The organism is Colwellia sp. BRX9-1 (assembly GCF_014077195.1).
Lineage (GTDB): Bacteria > Pseudomonadota > Gammaproteobacteria > Enterobacterales > Alteromonadaceae > Colwellia_A.
On record NZ_JACGVM010000002.1, the window covers coordinates 393,811 to 411,287 of the forward strand.

Genomic DNA, 17,477 nt, shown 5'->3' on the forward strand with positions numbered 1-17,477 from the left:
TAACGAACACATTAGGAAATAAAGATGACAATTAAACTTGGCGTAGTAATGGACCCTATTTCACAGGTCAATGTAAAGAAAGATTCATCTATGGCGATGATGTTCGAAGCTCAAAAGCGCGGTTACGAAATTTATTACATGGAAATGAAAGATTTATACCTTGATCAAGGACAATGCCGTGCCACAGCACAAAAATTAAAGGTTTTTGACGATCCTCAACATTGGTATGAACTAGACGAAGTAAACGACATAGCTGTTTCAGAACTTGACGCGGTTTTAATGCGTAAAGATCCTCCTTTTGATACCGAATTTATCTACGCGACCTACATGCTTGAGCGCGCAGAAGTTGAAGGCACATTAATTGTAAACAAACCACAAAGCTTGCGTGACTGTAACGAAAAACTTTTCACCGCTTGGTTTGCAGAGTTGACACCACGTACCTTAGTGACACGTAACAATGATAAAATTCGTGAATTTCATCAAAAAGAAAAAGACATTATTATTAAGCCACTTGATGGCATGGGCGGTGCGTCAATTTTTCGTATAAAAGAAAATGATGCTAATGTCGGTGTTATATTAGAAACACTCACCAACCACGGTAATCAATACGCCATGGTGCAAGAATTCATGCCTGAAATTAAAGATGGTGATAAACGTATTCTTATTGTTAACGGTGAACCTATGCCTTATTGCCTTGCACGTATCCCTGCACAAGGTGAAACGCGTGGTAATCTAGCTGCCGGTGGCCGTGGTGAAGCAAGACCCCTTAGTGCTACCGATAGGTTAATTGCTGAAACTATTGCACCAGAATTGAAGAAACGTGGTCTATACTTTGTTGGGTTAGATGTTATTGGTGACAAAGTTACCGAAATTAACGTTACCAGTCCCACCTGTATCCGAGAAATTGAAGCTGCATATCCTATTAATATCAGTGGAAAATTAATGGATGCAATAGAAGAAAATATTCGTCCTAGAGTATAAATATTTTAGTTATATTTTTTACCATTTAAAGTTATGAGTCTCTACTAGCGGTGATCCTTTGAAATAAACGATCACCATACCTCTATAAAAACAATGATACATAGAGTTTTTTTAAAACTTAAAGTGTAAAAGGTGATGGTATGGAAAGCTTAGAAAATCAACTATTAATTGCAATGCCTGCATTAGACGATGCCTATTTTAATAAAACCGTAACTTATATTTGTGAGCACAATGAAGAAGGCGCTATGGGTCTTATTATTAACTTACCCGTTAATGTGACTTTAAACGAATTGCTCATCCAGATAGATGCTAAAAAAGAACAAGCACCTGAGTTAGGTCAACAAGTGCTAACCGGAGGTCCTGTTTCTCAAGACCGAGGTTTTGTTCTACATAGCCCACAAGATTGCTGGAAACAATCGTTATCGCTAAGTAAAGAGGTCATGATCACCACCTCTAAAGATATTTTAATGGCGTTAGGGACAGAAGGTGCGCCTGAAAAATATATGGTTACCTTAGGTTATGCTGGTTGGGGGCCTGGTCAATTAGAAGAAGAAATAAAAACTAACGCCTGGCTTTTAACCCCTGCTGATGGTGATATTGTTTTTAATACACCGATTGAGCAGCGCTGGAAAAAAGCCACAGAAAAACTAGGTATTGATATGGCTCATTTATCTACGGATATTGGCCATGCTTAACAACATTGAGGAATAATAAGTGTCAAAAGATGTCGGCCAACGCACCGTTTTAGGTTTTGATTTTGGTAAAAAATATATTGGCGTTGCTGTTGGCCAAGAAATGACCGGAAGTGCCTCTCCTTTAGGCTCGATTAGAGCTAAAGAAGGTATTCCTAATGAGATGGAATTAACAAAATTTATTAAAGAATGGCAACCTGACTATTTAGTAGTGGGATTACCCTTAAATATGGATGGTAGTGAGCAACAATTAACCCTTGATGCCAAAAAATTTGGTAACCGCTTATCGAATAAATTCGCCCTGAAGGTAGAATTTCAAGATGAACGTTTAACCACAGCAGATGCCAAAGAACGTTTATTTGCCGCAGGAGGCTATCGTAATTTAAAAAAGGATAATATTGATGCTGAGTCAGCAAGATTAATTATTGAAAGCTATTTTGAAACGCTTTACGACTAGAAAATAGCAATATAGTCAAACCACATAAAGCTCATGCGTCAAGTGGTTTGACTATCTATTGTTACACGGTTCAAGAAACTTAGCTTAACACCTAGCAATGTTTCTTAAGTATCTGTTAACTAAATATCTTTAGGGCCAAAACCGTCAATGGTCACGCCACTTAATGCACCGGTGCCTCCTTGCTCATTACTGCGCAACTTAATCATTAAGCGTAAATCATTAGGTGAATCAGCATGATGCAATGCATCAGCATAGTTTATTGAGCCTTTTTGATACAACTCAAACAAAGCACCATCAAAGGTCTGCATGCCAAGTTCTTTAGACTTTTCCATCACTTCTTTAATACTACCAATATCACCTTTTTTAATAAGTTCAGCGATATAAGGCGAGTTAAGTAAGATCTCAATCGCCGCAACACGCCCGTTACCGTCGCAGGTAGGGATCAGTTGCTGAGCGATAATACCGCGTAAATTTAACGCTAAATCAAACAATAACTTGCCATGTTGATCGGCAGGCACTAAATGCATAATACGGTCAATCGCTTGGTTAGCATTATTTGCATGCAAGGTTGCGATACATAAGTGCCCGGTTTCAGCAAAGCTTAACGCATGTTCCATGGTTTCTTGGTTACGGATCTCACCAATTAAGATAACATCGGGTGCTTGGCGTAATGAGCTTTTTAAGGCCGCATCGAAACTTTCAGTGTCTAAACCAACCTCTCGTTGCGTTACCATACAACGCGCATGTTCATGAACAAATTCAACAGGGTCTTCAATGGTAAGAATATGGCCACGCGAATTTTTATTACGATAGCCAATCAATGAAGCCATTGATGTTGATTTACCCGTACCCGTGCCACCAACAAAAAGTACTAAACCGCGCTTTGACATGACTACATCTTTTAAGATTGGCGGTAAACCGAGTTCGTCAGCATCAGGTATTTCTGTGACGATACGTCGGACAACCATACCTGCCATATCGCGTTGCCAAAAGGCTGAAATACGGAAGCGGCCAATGTCGTCAATTGAAATGGCAAAGTTACATTCTTTTTCTTCAGTAAATTGCTTTTTCTGTTTATCGTTCATTGCGTTATGAACAAGAGCTAACGATTCATCGCTTGTTAAAAGGTGATCATCGATTGCTTGTAACTCGCCATTTACTTTGGCGCTTACCGCAAGCTTAGCGGTAACAAACATATCAGAGGCACCTTCTTTTACCATCTTTTGTAATAAGTCATGAAAATTCATTGATCTTTCTCTTATCTTTTAAACCGTAATGTGAAGTAATAGACACCTAGGGTTTGAGCTAGTTTTAAAAACCTCTAAATTGATTTTTATCAACTGCTTTTTCCATCGCATCCTGTTTAGTTATTAGGCCTCTATTCACTAGACCTTGTAGACAATAGATACCCATGGTTTGACCGTGCTTTAAAAGCCTCTAAATTGATTTTTATCCACTGCTTTTTCCATCGCATCTTGTTTAGTTATCAGGCCTCTATTCACTAGACCTTGCAAGCAATAGATACCCATGGTTTGAGCTGGCTTTAGAAACCTCTAAATTAGAAGCCTCTAAATTGATTTTTATCCACTGCTTTTTCCATCGCATCTTGTTTAGTTATCAGGCCTCGATTCACTAGACCTTGCAAGCAATAGATACCCATGGTTTGAGCTGGCTTTAGAAACCTCTAAATTGATTTTTATCCACTGCTTTTTCCATCGCATCTTGCTTAGTTATTAAGCCTCTATTCACTAGACCTTGCAAGCACTGATCCATAGTTTGCATACCATGAGACATACCGGTTTGAATGGCACTGTACATCTGCGCTATTTTGTCTTCACGAATTAAATTTCTTATTGCAGGAACACCTAACATTATCTCATGAGCGGCAACACGACCCCCACCCACTTTTTTAATCAAGGTTTGTGAAATAACCGCACGAAGTGATTCTGATAACATTGAACGCACCATAGATTTCTCTTCACCGGGGAAAACATCAATGATACGGTCGATGGTTTTTGGTGCAGAGGTTGTATGTAAAGTACCAAAAACTAAGTGGCCGGTTTCCGCCGCTGTCATCGCTAAACGAATGGTTTCTAAGTCGCGCATTTCACCAACAAGAATAACATCAGGGTCTTCACGTAAAGCACTGCGCAGAGCAGCTTCAAAACTTAGTGTATCGCGATGAACCTCACGTTGGTTTATTAAACATTTTTTGTTTTCGTGAACAAACTCAATAGGATCTTCAATGGTAAGAATATGATCGTGTTTGTTGTTATTAATATAATCGACCATAGCCGCTAAAGTGGTTGATTTACCTGAGCCTGTTGGGCCCGTGACTAAAACTAAGCCTCTAGGTATATCAGAAATTTCACGAAAGATATCAGGACAGCCTAAATCATCTAAGGATAATATTTTGCTTGGAATAGTACGAAATACCGCTGCAGGGCCACGATTTTGATTAAAAGCATTGACACGAAAACGTGCTAAATTTGGCACTTCAAAAGAAAAATCGACTTCTAAATTTTCTTCATACTCTTTGCGTTGACGATCATTCATAATATCATAGACCAGAGCATTAACATCTTTCTCGTCAAATGCTGGGATATTGAGTTTACGTACGTCACCGTCAACACGAATTGAAGGCGGAGTGCCTGCAGATAAATGTAGATCAGATGCATTATTTTCCACACTAAAAGCAAGTAATTCGGTAATATCCATAAAAAGACCTCTTAATAATTATTTTTTATAATATAAAGTAAGTTGAAACTAAATTGACACAAAACAATATGACACCCATTAAAGATAATCTTGCTAAGATAAATCTGCAAATTTTTAATGCTTGCGAGCTAGCAAAACGTCCATCTTCACAGGTGACCTTACTCGCGGTAAGTAAAACCAAAACTAGTGCCATGATCGAACAAGCTTATTTAGCGGGCCAACGAGAATTTGGTGAAAACTATATTCAAGAAGCCGTTGAAAAAATAGCAGAATTACAAAGTTTGTCAGACATTACTTGGCATTTTATTGGTCCTATACAGTCAAACAAAACACGATTAATTGCCGATAACTTTGCTTGGGTACATAGTGTTGACCGCATTAAAGTAGCAAAACGCCTTAATGATCATAGGTCTAGCCAAGATACTCCCCTCAACGTTTGTTTACAAGTCAATATTAGTGGCGAAGAAAGCAAGTCTGGCATAGCCGTTAAAGATATTAAAGCGTTAGTTGATTGTATTGAGCATTGCCCACATTTAACCCTTCGCGGCTTAATGGCTATCCCTGAGAAAAATGCCTCAGAACAAAGTTTTGAAAAAATGCAGCAACTTTATACGCAATTAAAAAAAGAACATCCTAGTATGGATACTTTATCGATGGGCATGTCAGGTGACTTGAGTGACGCTATTGCCAAAGGTTCGACTATGGTCAGAGTTGGCTCAGCCATTTTTGGCGCTAGAGAAGATAAATAGTTATATTCGGATACAATCTATTTCACTTTCTTTAAGTATAATTCGTTACAATAGTTAAAATATTCACATTCTTATTTATCATAGGTATTTCATGACAAAAATTGCTTTTATTGGCGCTGGTAACATGAATGGCGCAATTATTTCTGGCTTAGTAAACACAGGCTTTGCCGCTCAAGATATTATCGTATCAAACCCTTCACCTGAGAAGCGACTGGCTTTACAAGAGCAACTTGGTATTAAAGAAACAGCAGACAATATCGTTGCGGCTAATTTTGCAGATTTTATTGTACTTGGTGTTAAACCTCACTTTATTGCTGAGGTTTGCCAAAAAATCAGCCAAGAAATTGATATTAGCAACAAGTGCTTTATTTCCGTTGCTGCTGGCTGCACTGTTGCACAAATGCAAAAAGCCTTAGCCAAACCTTGTGGCATTATTCGTACTATGCCCAATACCCCGTCGCAGATTGGTTTAGGTGTTACTGGTTTATATGCCGACGAAAATGTTAATACTCAACAAAAACAGGTTGCCGAAGAACTAATGAGTTCGGTAGGTATTATCAAGTGGTTAGCCACTGAAGATGAAATTGACAATATTATCGCGGTTTCTGGCTCAGCGCCTGCCTATTTCTTTTTGTTTATGGAAGCGATGGAAAAACAAGCGATAGCGTTAGGTTTTTCAGCAAAAGAAAGCCGTGAATTAGTGCAGCAAACCGCTTTAGGTGCTGCGCAAATGGTGGTAAACAACGATATTCCAATCAGTGAATTACGCGCTAAGGTCACCTCAAAAGGTGGTACAACCAATGCTGCTATTAATTCTTTTATAGATGATGGTTTGGATAAAATAGTAACAAATGCAATGAACAGTGCATTGCATCGCGCGAAAGAAATGGCGCAAAATAACGTTTAATACCGTTTGAATTTTATTAATTATTAAGTTTTGGAGAAGTAGATGGAAGCCATTAATTATTTGCTGAGCTTTGCCTTTGACGCATTATTAATGTTGTTAGTTTTACGTGTATGGTTACAATTGGTCCGTGCTGATTTTTATAACCCGTTAAGCCAGTTTATTGTAAAAGTTACCAACCCAGCCGTTATTCCGCTTCGCCGCGTTATACCTGGTTTTGGTGGTATTGATGTATCAACATTGCTGTTAGCTTTTGCCGTAGCAGCGTTAAAGTTTATTCTTATCCCATTACTTAATGGTGGAGATATCAATATTATTTCGGCGCTATACTTAGGTCTTATTTATTTAATTAAACAAACGGGTGTATTGCTATTTATGTTAATGCTCGTTATGGCATTAATGAGCTGGGTAGTTCAGGGTTATAACCCTACGCAAGCTATCTTCCAGCAGTTAACTGAACCGTTTTTAAAACCGATAAAACGTATTGTACCCAGCATTGGTGGTTTAGACTTATCTATACTTATTGCTTTCTTATTACTAAACGTAATTAATATTTTCCTATCTGGCGCCATTCCAGGTTGGGCAATGCTATAATAACGTAGAAACAATAAAACAGGTTTTGTAATAATTTGGCTATAAAACCTGTCTTATTAAATGTATGGATCATTAAAACAAAAAGGAACACATTATGAAAAATATCTTTCAAACCTGTTTATTTATTATTTTAGTTTCATTGACCCTAGTCAGTAACGTTTTTGCTGAAAACATGAAAAAATTGGGTTCGATGCAAGTTCATTATATGGCAATAAATGCCACATTTTTAACCCCAAAAGTCGCAAAAGCTTATGATATTGAACGTAGTCGTTTTAACGGTTTAATTAATATTTCGGTTTTAGACGATACTAAACCGTCAACGCCAGCTAAAGCAGTAACTATTCAAGGAAAAGCTCGAAATGATATTGGTCAAATCAAAACCCTTGAATTTGACGAAGTAAAAGAAGGTGATGCTATTTATTATTTAGCACAAGTTAATTACACCAACGAAGAAACCTTTTACTTTGATATCACCATTAGTGACGGCAAAGAAACCCACCAGCTTAAATTCAAACAGAAATTTTATGTTGATTAATCACTAATTGTATACAAATAATTAATATATAAAATCAGGTTTTACCTGATTTTACTTTTTCATTTCTACACGCTCAAGGTACAAAATGTCAACCATCGTATTAGCCACAGGCAACCCAGGTAAAGTTAAAGAGCTTAGCCATTTATTAGCCGCACATAACATTGAAATAAAACCCCAAAGTGAATTTAATGTCAGTGAAGTGGCAGAAACAGGCACTACTTTTGTTGAAAATGCCATCATTAAAGCGCGTCATGCAGCTAAAATAACGGGCTTACCGGCAATCGCTGACGACTCAGGTTTAGAGGTTGATGCATTAAATGGCGCACCGGGGGTTTATTCGGCGCGTTACGCGGGTGAAAACGCTAGTGATAGTGACAATACTGATAAACTGTTAAAAGCATTAGAGAATATACCTAATGAACTACGTACCGCTAGATTTCATTGTGTGCTGGTTTATATGAAACACGAGCACGATCCAACGCCGATAATTTGTCATGGCGTTTGGGAAGGCACAATTACCCATGAAAAATTGGGCGAACAAGGTTTTGGTTATGATCCTATTTTTTGGCAAGAGCTACAGCAACAAACTTCAGCACAATTGCCTCGCGATTTAAAAAATAGTTTAAGTCACCGCGGCCAAGCACTTGCTAAGCTTGTACAACATTTTGGTGTTAAATAATAATGCTACAAGCGCCCCCGCTTTCTTTATATATCCATATCCCTTGGTGTGTTGAAAAATGCCCATATTGTGATTTTAACTCACATGCTTTGAAATCAGCGGTTCCAGAAGAAGAGTATGTAAAACATCTTATTGATGATTTAGATGCAGATATCGCCAAGTTCTCTCTAAGTGATCGCCCATTACACACTATTTTTATTGGTGGTGGTACACCGAGCTTATTTTCTGCACAGGCGATTGAAAGTTTATTAACCCAAGTCCTTGCGCGCTTCTCACATAAAGATGACATTGAAATAACGTTAGAAGCGAACCCAGGCACCGTTGAAGCTGAAAAGTTTATTGGATTCTTTAATGGTGGTGTTTCAAGACTATCGATTGGTGTACAAAGTTTTGAATCTGACAAACTAATAAAATTAGGTCGAATTCATGACAGTAACCAAGCAAAAAAAGCAGCCGAGTTGGCTTATTCTTGTGGTATAAAAACCTTTAATCTTGACTTAATGCATGGCTTACCACAGCAAAACATTGCTAACGCCCTTGATGATTTAACCACCGCTATTTCACTGAATCCAACCCATTTATCTTGGTATCAGTTAACAATAGAACCCAATACCGCTTTTCATTCTCGCCCGCCTAAGTTGCCTGAAGACGAAGTACTTTGGGATATTCAAGATCAAGGTATCGCCTTATTAGCTGCCGCGGGTTATCAGCAATACGAAATATCGGCTTACAGTAAACCCGGTTTTGAATGTCAGCATAATATCAATTACTGGCAGTTTGGTGATTATCTGGGCATTGGCTGTGGCTCACATGGCAAAATAACAGATCCACTTAATGGTAAAATTTTCCGTACCATCAAAGTAAAACACCCTAAAGGTTACTTAGACGAGAGTCGTCCACACTTAGATCATTTAGTTGAAGTCAGTGCACAAGAATTACCTTTTGAATATATGATGAACAGACTGCGCTTACATGAACGTTTTAGCTTAACGGAATATCAACAAAGAACAGGCTTATCAATTGAAACTGTCTTGCCGACATTGCAAATCGCTAAACAAAAACAATTGATGCAAGAAAACAATGATGGCACTTGGCAAGTCAGTAAATTAGGTCATCGCTATTTAAATGACTTACTCGAGATGTTTTTATAGTGATGGATAGTGAAGCACAACAAGCATTAGACCAAGTGTTTATGCAACGAGCTTTTGAGCTTGCCCAACAAGCAGAAGCGATTAACGAAATCCCCGTTGGTGCTGTGGTTGTCGCTAATAATCAAGTGATAAGTGAAGGCTACAATCAGTCGATTACACTTAACGACCCATCAGCCCACGCTGAAATGGTTGCGATACGCCGAGCTGGCTTAGCTTTACAAAACTACCGTCTGCTCGACTGTACGCTCTATGTAACATTGGAGCCTTGCCCAATGTGTGCTGGTTTATTGGTACATAGCCGAATTAAACGCGTGGTGTACGCGACGCCAGACTTAAAAACAGGCGCTGCAGGTAGTGCCTTTAATTTATTGTCTGATGAAAAGCATAATCATCAAATTGTGCTGTCTTGTGGCATAATGGCAGAAGAATGTAGCCAATTACTGTCCGCTTTTTTTAAACGCCGCAGAGCTGAGAAAAGAGCACTAAAACAGCAAGCGAAGTTAGTACAAAAATAAGCGCTATACTCAGTATTATTGTTACTTCAATCTAGAGCGTTTTATTGAAATTATCTTGCGGCTTATTGTTCCTATTTATGTGCTTCACTCATCATGCCATTGCAGAAGATAGTGTGAGAGTTTACCAATATCAATCAGAAAAAGGCATCAGCTCTTTTTCTGATATTCCCCCTAGTACCTCAAGTTATCAACAGATCAGCATAGGTTGCTTTGCCTGTAAACTTAACGCTATGGTTAACTGGCATAACACGCGTTTATTTATTGATCACTTCAGATCAACCATCAATCAACAGGCAAAGCTTTATAAAATTGACCCTGCCCTTATTCTTGCGGTCATTCATGCCGAATCACACTTTAACCCACAAGCTTTGTCTAAAACTGGCGCACAAGGGCTCATGCAGTTAATGCCGGCAACAGCTAAAGCGTTAGGCGTTAGGAATTCATTCGATGCTAAACAAAATATTAGCGCAGGCAGTAAACATTTAGCACGTTTAATAAGAAAGTACGGTGGTAATATTACGTTAGTTTCAGCGGCCTATAACGCAGGCGAAGGTGCTGTTAAAAGGTATAACGGCGTGCCCCCTTTCCCTGAAACTGAAATTTATGTTGAACGGGTAAAAATTTTACATCAGCGCTATTTAACCCACATCACCACTTCGCCCTTTTTTGTACCAACGAATTAATTCTTTTTGATCGCCAGGAGCATCTTCACCTCGCGCTATTTTAGTGAGCGCTTGTTTCGCTAGTAATTGTTCGACTTTATCTTCAATTTTACTGAGCGTATTATAAAAAGCACTAGTTTCATCAGCGGTTAAAACACTTTCAAGCTCTTTTGAACGCAACTCCATCGCGGTAGTAAGCTGTTGATATAACGCCTTACCTTGGTCATTTAGGGCTAAAATTTTAATGTTTTTACTTTTTTCATCTCGACGAATGTCGATTAAACCTTTTTTATCTAATGCTTTTACTGCACGACTAACATTATAAGAATCAATACGAGATTGATAAGCAATGTCCGCTGATTTAATCGGCATGTATGAGCCAATATTTAATAGAACGCGCATTTCTCTGGGTTCTAGATCACAGAGTTCACGAATTTTCCAGTCACGATTTAAAGCGAGTAAATTGCTAACAACCGCGACTCTAAACGGTAAGTGCTTGGTTAAATCTAAGGGTTCAGCTATTTCTTTCGTTAGTCTAAACGCTTTATTTCTGGCAGATATAGTAATGAGAGTACCTCGGGGTTTTAAAATAAGGACTACAAAAAAGTCGCAATTTCATTCAGTGGTTTTTTAACTAAAGCATGCTGAGGCACAGTAGCATCTTCGCTTGGATAGCCGGTAATAAGTAACATATAAGCGCGATCATTTTCTGGACGTCCACACACTTTACTTAAAAAAGACATAGGTTTTGGTGTATGGGTTAGCGTCACTAAACCAGAGGTATGCAAGGCATTAATTAAAAAGCCCGTCGCGATCCCAACAGATTCATGAACATAATAGTTAGTGTTTTTCTCTGTTGAACTTATGCCACCTTTCTTTTGGCTGAATATGGCGATAAGCCATGGTGCATTTTCTAAGTAAGGTTTATTAGCATCTGTGCCGAGCGCTTTTAAAGCACCTAGCCACTCTTCACCTGCTCGGCCTTCATAAAAGCCTCGTTCATGAAATTCAGCCTGTTCTCTAATTTTCTTTTTTATATCGCTACTATGCACAGCGACAAAGTGCCAAGGTTGATGATTAGCACCACTTGGCGCCGTTGCAGCCGCTTTTATACAGTTTTCTATAATCTCTTTAGGCACAGGGCGATCGCTAAAATTGCGAATGCTATGGCGACGCTTTATATCCAAGTAGAAGTTTTCAGAACGCAAGCGCATTTCTTCAACAGGGTATTCAATGTAATCGGTGAGCGGGCTTGAGTCATGATCTTGCATCGAGATTTATCCATTTTATTTAATACCAATAGCTAGCAGGATATAACACTGTACAGATATTGCAAGTGCAACAACAATTATAGTCAGCATGCTATTTTCCGTACCTATATTTTTACACTATTGTCGATAAGTTAAATAAATTGAAATCAAAGCAGTTAAGTAAAATTACGCTTTATAATTAATTTTACAATTAACGCTAATATTTTCAATAAACTAAAATCAACAATTAAAATCTGTATATATGTTCTACTTTTTATGATTATTTTATTATAAATCCTTCCTTTTTAAGTTTAAATAAGTCTTGTGGCTACATAACCTATTTTCATAAATAAACTATATTTAATTATTTGCTTTTAAAGTAACTGGAGACACTTCCATGGATAGCTTCTCAAATATATTAACGCTAGTTAAACCTAGAACGAGCGATTTAATTTCACTAAAAAAATCGATACTTTTGGCTAAAAATAATCACGCTCGCGTCACTGTTTTAGCAACAAAAGAAAAACCTTCTCGCTATGAACGCTGGCTTAATCATAAAACAACAACTGAGTTAGATAATGAAGAAAAAATTAATAGCTTAATTCATCTTGCCAAACAAGAAGGTATTTCTATTAACTATAAAATACGCGAGGAGCGCGATCAATTTATCACGCTAAAAAAGCAACTAAAGGAAAATCAGTATGACTTGGTGGTAGCAGAAAACCTAAAAAAAGCACCACACCTTTGGACGTTTGAACAAGCAGAGTATACGCATTTATTACGTGTTTCAGATACATCAGTTTTATTCGTTGGTGACCATCAATGGTTAAATAATGGCAATGTACTAGCGGCTATTGAAACAGAGGAAAATACCGTAACGCATAAAACATTTAATAATGAAATTATTGAAAAATCATCTGATTTAGCAAAACTATTAATGAGTGATATTCATTTGTTTAATTGTTATTTAGAAAGTTGCAGTGTTTCCTTTCAGCCAATGAAGTCAATGAAACAATCTAAAAATCATTTAGATCATCTGACATCATTCGTTAAACCCTATCATTTTAAAGGTGAAAATTTACACGTTGAGGAAGGATTAGCCGATGATATTATTCCATCTTTAGCAAATAAATATAATGCGAATGTTGTGGTTATGGGATATGGGGAGCACCAAGGATGGTTATCTAGAATTAAAGGTCACACGCTTGATTATGTTTTAAATAACTTACATTGTGACTTGTTAGCATTAAAGCAATCTAATAACCATGCAGATAAACCACACCACTGAGCAAAAATTATTTTCTTATTAAAACAACCCTATAAATAACTTTCTGATTAAAATAATTTTAGACAAAAAAATACCGTTCACCTTAAGTGAACGGCATTAAATGCTTAAGTGCTTTATTTTTAACTAGACACACTCAAAAAAATTAACCAATAAAAGCACGCGCATTACGGAACATGCGTACCCAAGGTGAGTCTTCTTGCCATTCATCTGGGTGCCATGAGTTTGCAACCGTTCTAAAAACACGCTCAGGGTGTGGCATCATAATAGTAACACGGCCGTCTGTTGTGGTTAGGGCGGTAATACCGTCTGGCGAGCCGTTCGGGTTAGCTGGGTAAGTTTCAGTAACTTGACCATAGTTATCAACATAACGCATTGAAACCGTGCCAGAATCATTGGCTGCGCCAATGGCTTCTTCAGAACTAAATTCTGCATGACCTTCACCATGAGAAACAGCAATCGGCATACGAGAACCTGACATGCCTTTAAATAATACTGAAGGGCTTTCTTGAATTTCAACTAATGAGAAACGTGCTTCAAAACGTTCAGATTTGTTTTGTACAAAATGTGGCCACGCTGCTGAACCTGGAATAATTTCTTTCAGGTTAGATAACATCTGACAACCATTACAAACACCTAAAGTAAAAGTATCTTGGCGTTCGAAAAAGGCTTTGAACATGGCTTTAGCATCTTTGTTAAACAAGATAGATTTTGCCCAACCTTCGCCAGCACCTAATACATCGCCATAAGAGAAACCACCACAAGCGACTAAACCGTTAAAGTCAGCTAAATCGGCACGCCCTGATAAAATATCAGACATATGCACGTCAATGGCAACAAAACCAGCACGGTCAAAAGCGGCCGCCATTTCAACATGAGAGTTAACGCCCTGCTCACGCAATATCGCAATTTTAGGGTTAGTGCCCTGCAATGAATCTTGTGCAATTAACTTAGCAACAATATCCTCATTAATATCAAAAGTAAGCTCAGCATGTAAACCTGGGTCTTCGGTATCGTACTTAACATCATGTTCTTGTTGAGCACATTCAGGGTTATCACGCAGTGACTGCATTCTGTAGGTGGTTTGTGCCCAGACGGTACGATAGTAAGTACGAGAATTTTCAAGTACTACCTTGCCATCACGGCTAAAGCGAAGCGTATCTTCGTTATTAATGCGGCCGATATCAGTACAACAATCTAAAATTCCATGAGCCGCTAAAATAGCATCAATCGCTGCAACATCGCTTTCACGAATTTGAATAACAGCACCGAGCTCTTCATTAAACAATACGTCAATGTCATTACCTGAAACTGAGCTTAATTTTGTTAGATCAATATCAACACCGGTGTGACCAGCAAAAGCCATTTCAACGACAGTTGTGAATAAACCACCATCAGAAATATCGTGATAAGCAATAAGCTTTTCATCACGAACCAAGGTTTGCATAGCATTAAAGAAGCCTTTTAAGGTTTCAGGACAATCTACATCGGGGGTTTCATTACCCAAGTGCTTATAAACCTGGGCTAAACATGAGCCACCTAAGCGCTTTTTACCTTTTGATAAATCAATAGCTAAAATTCGAGTCTCGCCTTGATCTATTCTTAACTCAGGGGTGACTGTTTTTCGAATATCTTCAACAACACCAAAAGCAGTAATGATTAATGACATAGGTGAAGTGACTGATTTTTCTTCGCCGTTATCTTCCCATTTGGTTTTCATTGACATTGAGTCTTTGCCAACCGGAATAGTTAAGCCAAGCGCAGGACAAAGTTCTTCGCCGATGGCTTTAACCGCTTCGTATAAACCAGCATCTTCACCTGGGTGACCTGCGGGTGACATCCAGTTGGCAGACAATTTAATACGGTTTAAATCACCGATATCTGTACCGGCAATATTAGTTAGTGATTCAGCGACCGCTAAACGAGCAGAAGCGCCAAAGTTTAATAATGCGACCGGTGTACGTTCACCCAAAGACATCGCTTCGCCATGGTAAGAGTCAAGCGCAGAGGCGGTTACACCACAATCGGCGACAGGTACTTGCCAAGGACCAACCATTTGATCACGATTAACCATACCTGTTACCGAGCGATCGCCAATGGTGATCAGGAACGTTTTTTCTGCAACTGTCGGTAATGACAATATGCGATCCGCGGCATCCGCTAAGGTAATGTCCGTTAAAGAGAACACATCACCCGCTGCTTTAGCTGTGGCGACATCTTTAAATATTTTAGGCGTTTTGCCTAATAAGACTTCAAGCGGCAAATCAATCGGGGTATCGCATTTAGCATTACCAGAAAAATGTGCATCAGTAACCGTTAAGTGTTCCTCTTCGGTTGCACGCCCTACCACTGAGAATGGTGCGCGTTCACGAAGACATATTTGTTCAAACGTTGCTAAATTCTTGTCTGATACTGCAATAACGTAACGTTCTTGAGATTCGTTACACCAGATTTCATGAGGAGCCATGCTGCGTTCATCATTAGGAACATTACGCAGTTCAAAAACACCGCCACGACCGCCATCAGACACTAATTCAGGGAATGCATTAGATAAACCACCTGCGCCAACATCATGAATAAAAGCGATAGGGTTGTCTTCGCCAAGCTGCCAACACTTATCGATAACTTCTTGGCAACGACGTTCCATTTCAGGATTTTCACGTTGCACAGAAGCAAAGTCGAGGTTCTCGGCTGATTGGCCAGAAGCCATTGATGATGCTGCTCCGCCACCTAAACCGATATTCATTGCCGGACCACCAAGTGCGATTAAGTGAGCACCAACAATAATTTCACGTTTTTGTACGTGTTCGTCACGAATATTACCCAAACCACCGGCTAGCATGATGGGTTTATGGTAACCACGAACCTCTGAGCCATTAAACGAGTTAACTTCTTCTTCGTAAGTACGGAAATAACCTAAAATAGCTGGACGGCCAAATTCATTATTAAATGCCGCTCCGCCTAAAGGACCTTCCAACATAATGTCTAATGCTGAAACGATACGATCTGGTTTACCAAAATCAGTTTCCCAGGGTTGAACAAAATTAGGAATGCGTAAATTTGATACTGAAAAGCCCACTAAACCTGCTTTGGGCTTGGAACCAATACCTGTCGCGCCTTCATCACGAATTTCACCACCTGAGCCTGTTGCTGCTCCAGGGTAAGGAGAAATAGCTGTTGGGTGATTATGCGTTTCAACTTTCATTAAAATTTGAATGTCTTCGTGATGATAACTATAAACGTTGGTTGCTGGATTAGGGAAGAAACGACCACCCTTATTACCGACCATAACGGCAGCGTTATCTTTATAGGCACTTAAGACAAAGTCAGGGTTTATTTCATGGGTATTACGGATCATTTTAAACAGCGATTTCGGCTGTTTAACGCCATCAATAGTCCAGTCAGCATTGAATATTTTATGACGACAATGTTCAGAGTTTGCTTGAGCAAACATGTAGAGTTCGATGTCGTGTGGGTTTCTACCTAATTTGGTAAAGTTTTCGAATAAATAATTTACTTCATCTTCTGCTAGCGCTAAGCCTAATTCGACGTTAGCAGCCATTAATGCGTTTTTACCACCATTTTCAATATCTATAACGGTTAATTCACTAGGTTCAGCCGTCGCAAAAAGCGCAGTCGTTGCTGACATCTCAGTAAAGACCGTTTCCATCATTCGATCTGAAATTAAATGATTGAGTTGAGCCTGCAGCTTTGCATCCAAAGGTTTGCTGGTAATATAATAAGCAATACCTCGTTCTAAACGGTTAACTTTCGCTAGACCACAATTATGAGCAATATCTGTTGATTTTGAAGACCAAGGAGAAATAGTACCCGGACGCGGAGTAACTAATAAAAATTGACCAACAGGTTCATGTTCTTCAATGTTTGGTCCATACTTAAGAAGTTGCTGTAAAACTTGAAACTCTTCGTCGCTAAGATCAGCTGAAATATGTGCAAAGTGTGTGAATTCAGCATAAATATCTGTCACAGGAAGTTCTAATTCAGCGCATTGAGCCAATAACTTTTTAACTCGAAAGTCTGAAAGAGCAGGAGCGCCGCGAAGGGTTTTCATCAACATCGTCATAAACGTAATCACCAGTTTAGTTTTATTTTAGTTGCGTTTTCGCAGTTAAAATAATGGAAGAAAAATCGCGCATATTATAGTTTATATAAAGGGTTTTGATAAGCGTTAAAAGATTAACTTAAACAGTTAATCTTGATAATTGATAAAAAGTGCTTTGAATAAAGCTGGAATCACGCCACAATGACCTTATATGATTAAGATAAATTTTAAAATAGTTAAAA

General features: G+C 38.6%; 17 protein-coding genes. 12 read left to right on the forward strand and 5 right to left on the reverse strand.

What is annotated here, in order from left to right; genetic code table 11:
- The first annotated feature begins 24 nt into the window (after positions 1-24).
- The 3 genes from gshB to ruvX all read left to right on the forward strand — a co-directional run bounded on the left by gshB (position 25) and on the right by ruvX (position 2,130).
- The gene (gshB, locus tag H4J76_RS04250) at positions 25-981 is read left to right on the forward strand and encodes a glutathione synthase (protein WP_070374249.1); all 957 of its coding nucleotides are present in this window, start codon (positions 25-27) and stop codon (positions 979-981) included.
- A gap of 140 nt (positions 982-1,121) precedes the next feature.
- Complete coding sequence (locus tag H4J76_RS04255) at positions 1,122-1,676, forward strand: YqgE/AlgH family protein (RefSeq protein ID WP_070374250.1); 555 nt, start codon at positions 1,122-1,124, stop codon at positions 1,674-1,676.
- 19 nt (positions 1,677-1,695) lie between these two features.
- Positions 1,696-2,130, forward strand: coding sequence for a Holliday junction resolvase RuvX (ruvX, locus tag H4J76_RS04260; protein WP_070374251.1), 435 nt, complete (start codon positions 1,696-1,698; stop codon positions 2,128-2,130).
- Between the two features lie 119 nt (positions 2,131-2,249).
- Here ruvX and H4J76_RS04265 read toward each other — a convergent pair whose 3' ends face one another.
- Both H4J76_RS04265 and H4J76_RS04270 read right to left on the reverse strand, forming a co-directional pair.
- The gene (locus H4J76_RS04265) at positions 2,250-3,377 is read right to left on the reverse strand and encodes a PilT/PilU family type 4a pilus ATPase (protein WP_182213955.1); all 1,128 of its coding nucleotides are present in this window, start codon (positions 3,375-3,377) and stop codon (positions 2,250-2,252) included.
- A 427-nt stretch (positions 3,378-3,804) separates the two neighbouring features.
- Positions 3,805-4,848 (reverse strand): type IV pilus twitching motility protein PilT, encoded by a 1,044-nt coding sequence (locus tag H4J76_RS04270; RefSeq protein ID WP_070374253.1) that lies wholly within the window; start codon positions 4,846-4,848, stop codon positions 3,805-3,807.
- Positions 4,849-4,916: 68 nt separating this feature from the next.
- Here H4J76_RS04270 and H4J76_RS04275 point away from each other — a divergent pair, with 68 nt between their 5' ends.
- From H4J76_RS04275 to H4J76_RS04310, 8 genes are all read left to right on the forward strand, one after another.
- A complete protein-coding gene (locus tag H4J76_RS04275; RefSeq protein WP_182214126.1) occupies positions 4,917-5,597 on the forward strand; it encodes a YggS family pyridoxal phosphate-dependent enzyme in 681 nt (226 codons plus the stop codon).
- 91 nt (positions 5,598-5,688) lie between these two features.
- A complete protein-coding gene (gene proC / locus H4J76_RS04280; RefSeq protein ID WP_070374255.1) occupies positions 5,689-6,504 on the forward strand; it encodes a pyrroline-5-carboxylate reductase in 816 nt (271 codons plus the stop codon).
- A 42-nt stretch (positions 6,505-6,546) separates the two neighbouring features.
- Positions 6,547-7,095, forward strand: a complete 549-nt coding sequence (locus tag H4J76_RS04285) for a YggT family protein (protein ID WP_070374256.1) — start codon at positions 6,547-6,549, stop codon at positions 7,093-7,095.
- 94 nt (positions 7,096-7,189) lie between these two features.
- On the forward strand, positions 7,190-7,630 hold the full coding sequence (locus H4J76_RS04290; protein ID WP_070374257.1) for a DUF4426 domain-containing protein: 441 nt from the start codon (positions 7,190-7,192) through the stop codon (positions 7,628-7,630).
- An 85-nt stretch (positions 7,631-7,715) separates the two neighbouring features.
- Entirely contained in the window at positions 7,716-8,309 is a 594-nt protein-coding gene (locus tag H4J76_RS04295; RefSeq protein ID WP_182222193.1) for an XTP/dITP diphosphatase, read from the forward strand.
- 2 nt (positions 8,310-8,311) lie between these two features.
- Positions 8,312-9,460 carry a radical SAM family heme chaperone HemW gene (hemW, locus tag H4J76_RS04300; RefSeq protein ID WP_182230159.1) on the forward strand — a complete coding sequence of 383 codons (1,149 nt, stop codon included), beginning with the start codon at positions 8,312-8,314 and terminating at the stop codon, positions 9,458-9,460.
- A 2-nt stretch (positions 9,461-9,462) separates the two neighbouring features.
- Positions 9,463-9,975, forward strand: a complete 513-nt coding sequence (gene tadA, locus H4J76_RS04305) for a tRNA adenosine(34) deaminase TadA (protein WP_182230160.1) — start codon at positions 9,463-9,465, stop codon at positions 9,973-9,975.
- 44 nt (positions 9,976-10,019) lie between these two features.
- A complete protein-coding gene (locus tag H4J76_RS04310) occupies positions 10,020-10,658 on the forward strand; it encodes a lytic transglycosylase domain-containing protein (RefSeq protein WP_182230161.1) in 639 nt (212 codons plus the stop codon).
- On the opposite strand, the gene H4J76_RS04315 is transcribed toward H4J76_RS04310, so the two are convergent.
- A complete protein-coding gene (locus H4J76_RS04315; RefSeq protein WP_182230176.1) occupies positions 10,614-11,228 on the reverse strand; it encodes a MarR family transcriptional regulator in 615 nt (204 codons plus the stop codon). The two genes, H4J76_RS04310 and H4J76_RS04315, sit on opposite strands and share 45 nt — an antisense overlap.
- Positions 11,229-11,233: 5 nt before the next feature.
- Positions 11,234-11,908: a nitroreductase family protein gene (locus tag H4J76_RS04320; protein WP_182213965.1), complete on the reverse strand. Its 675-nt coding sequence runs from the start codon at positions 11,906-11,908 to the stop codon at positions 11,234-11,236.
- 376 nt (positions 11,909-12,284) lie between these two features.
- Here H4J76_RS04320 and H4J76_RS04325 point away from each other — a divergent pair, with 376 nt between their 5' ends.
- Positions 12,285-13,175: a universal stress protein gene (locus tag H4J76_RS04325; protein ID WP_182230162.1), complete on the forward strand. Its 891-nt coding sequence runs from the start codon at positions 12,285-12,287 to the stop codon at positions 13,173-13,175.
- Between the two features lie 142 nt (positions 13,176-13,317).
- On the opposite strand, the gene purL is transcribed toward H4J76_RS04325, so the two are convergent.
- Positions 13,318-17,244: a phosphoribosylformylglycinamidine synthase gene (gene purL, locus H4J76_RS04330; protein ID WP_182222231.1), complete on the reverse strand. Its 3,927-nt coding sequence runs from the start codon at positions 17,242-17,244 to the stop codon at positions 13,318-13,320.
- Positions 17,245-17,477 lie beyond the last annotated feature (233 nt).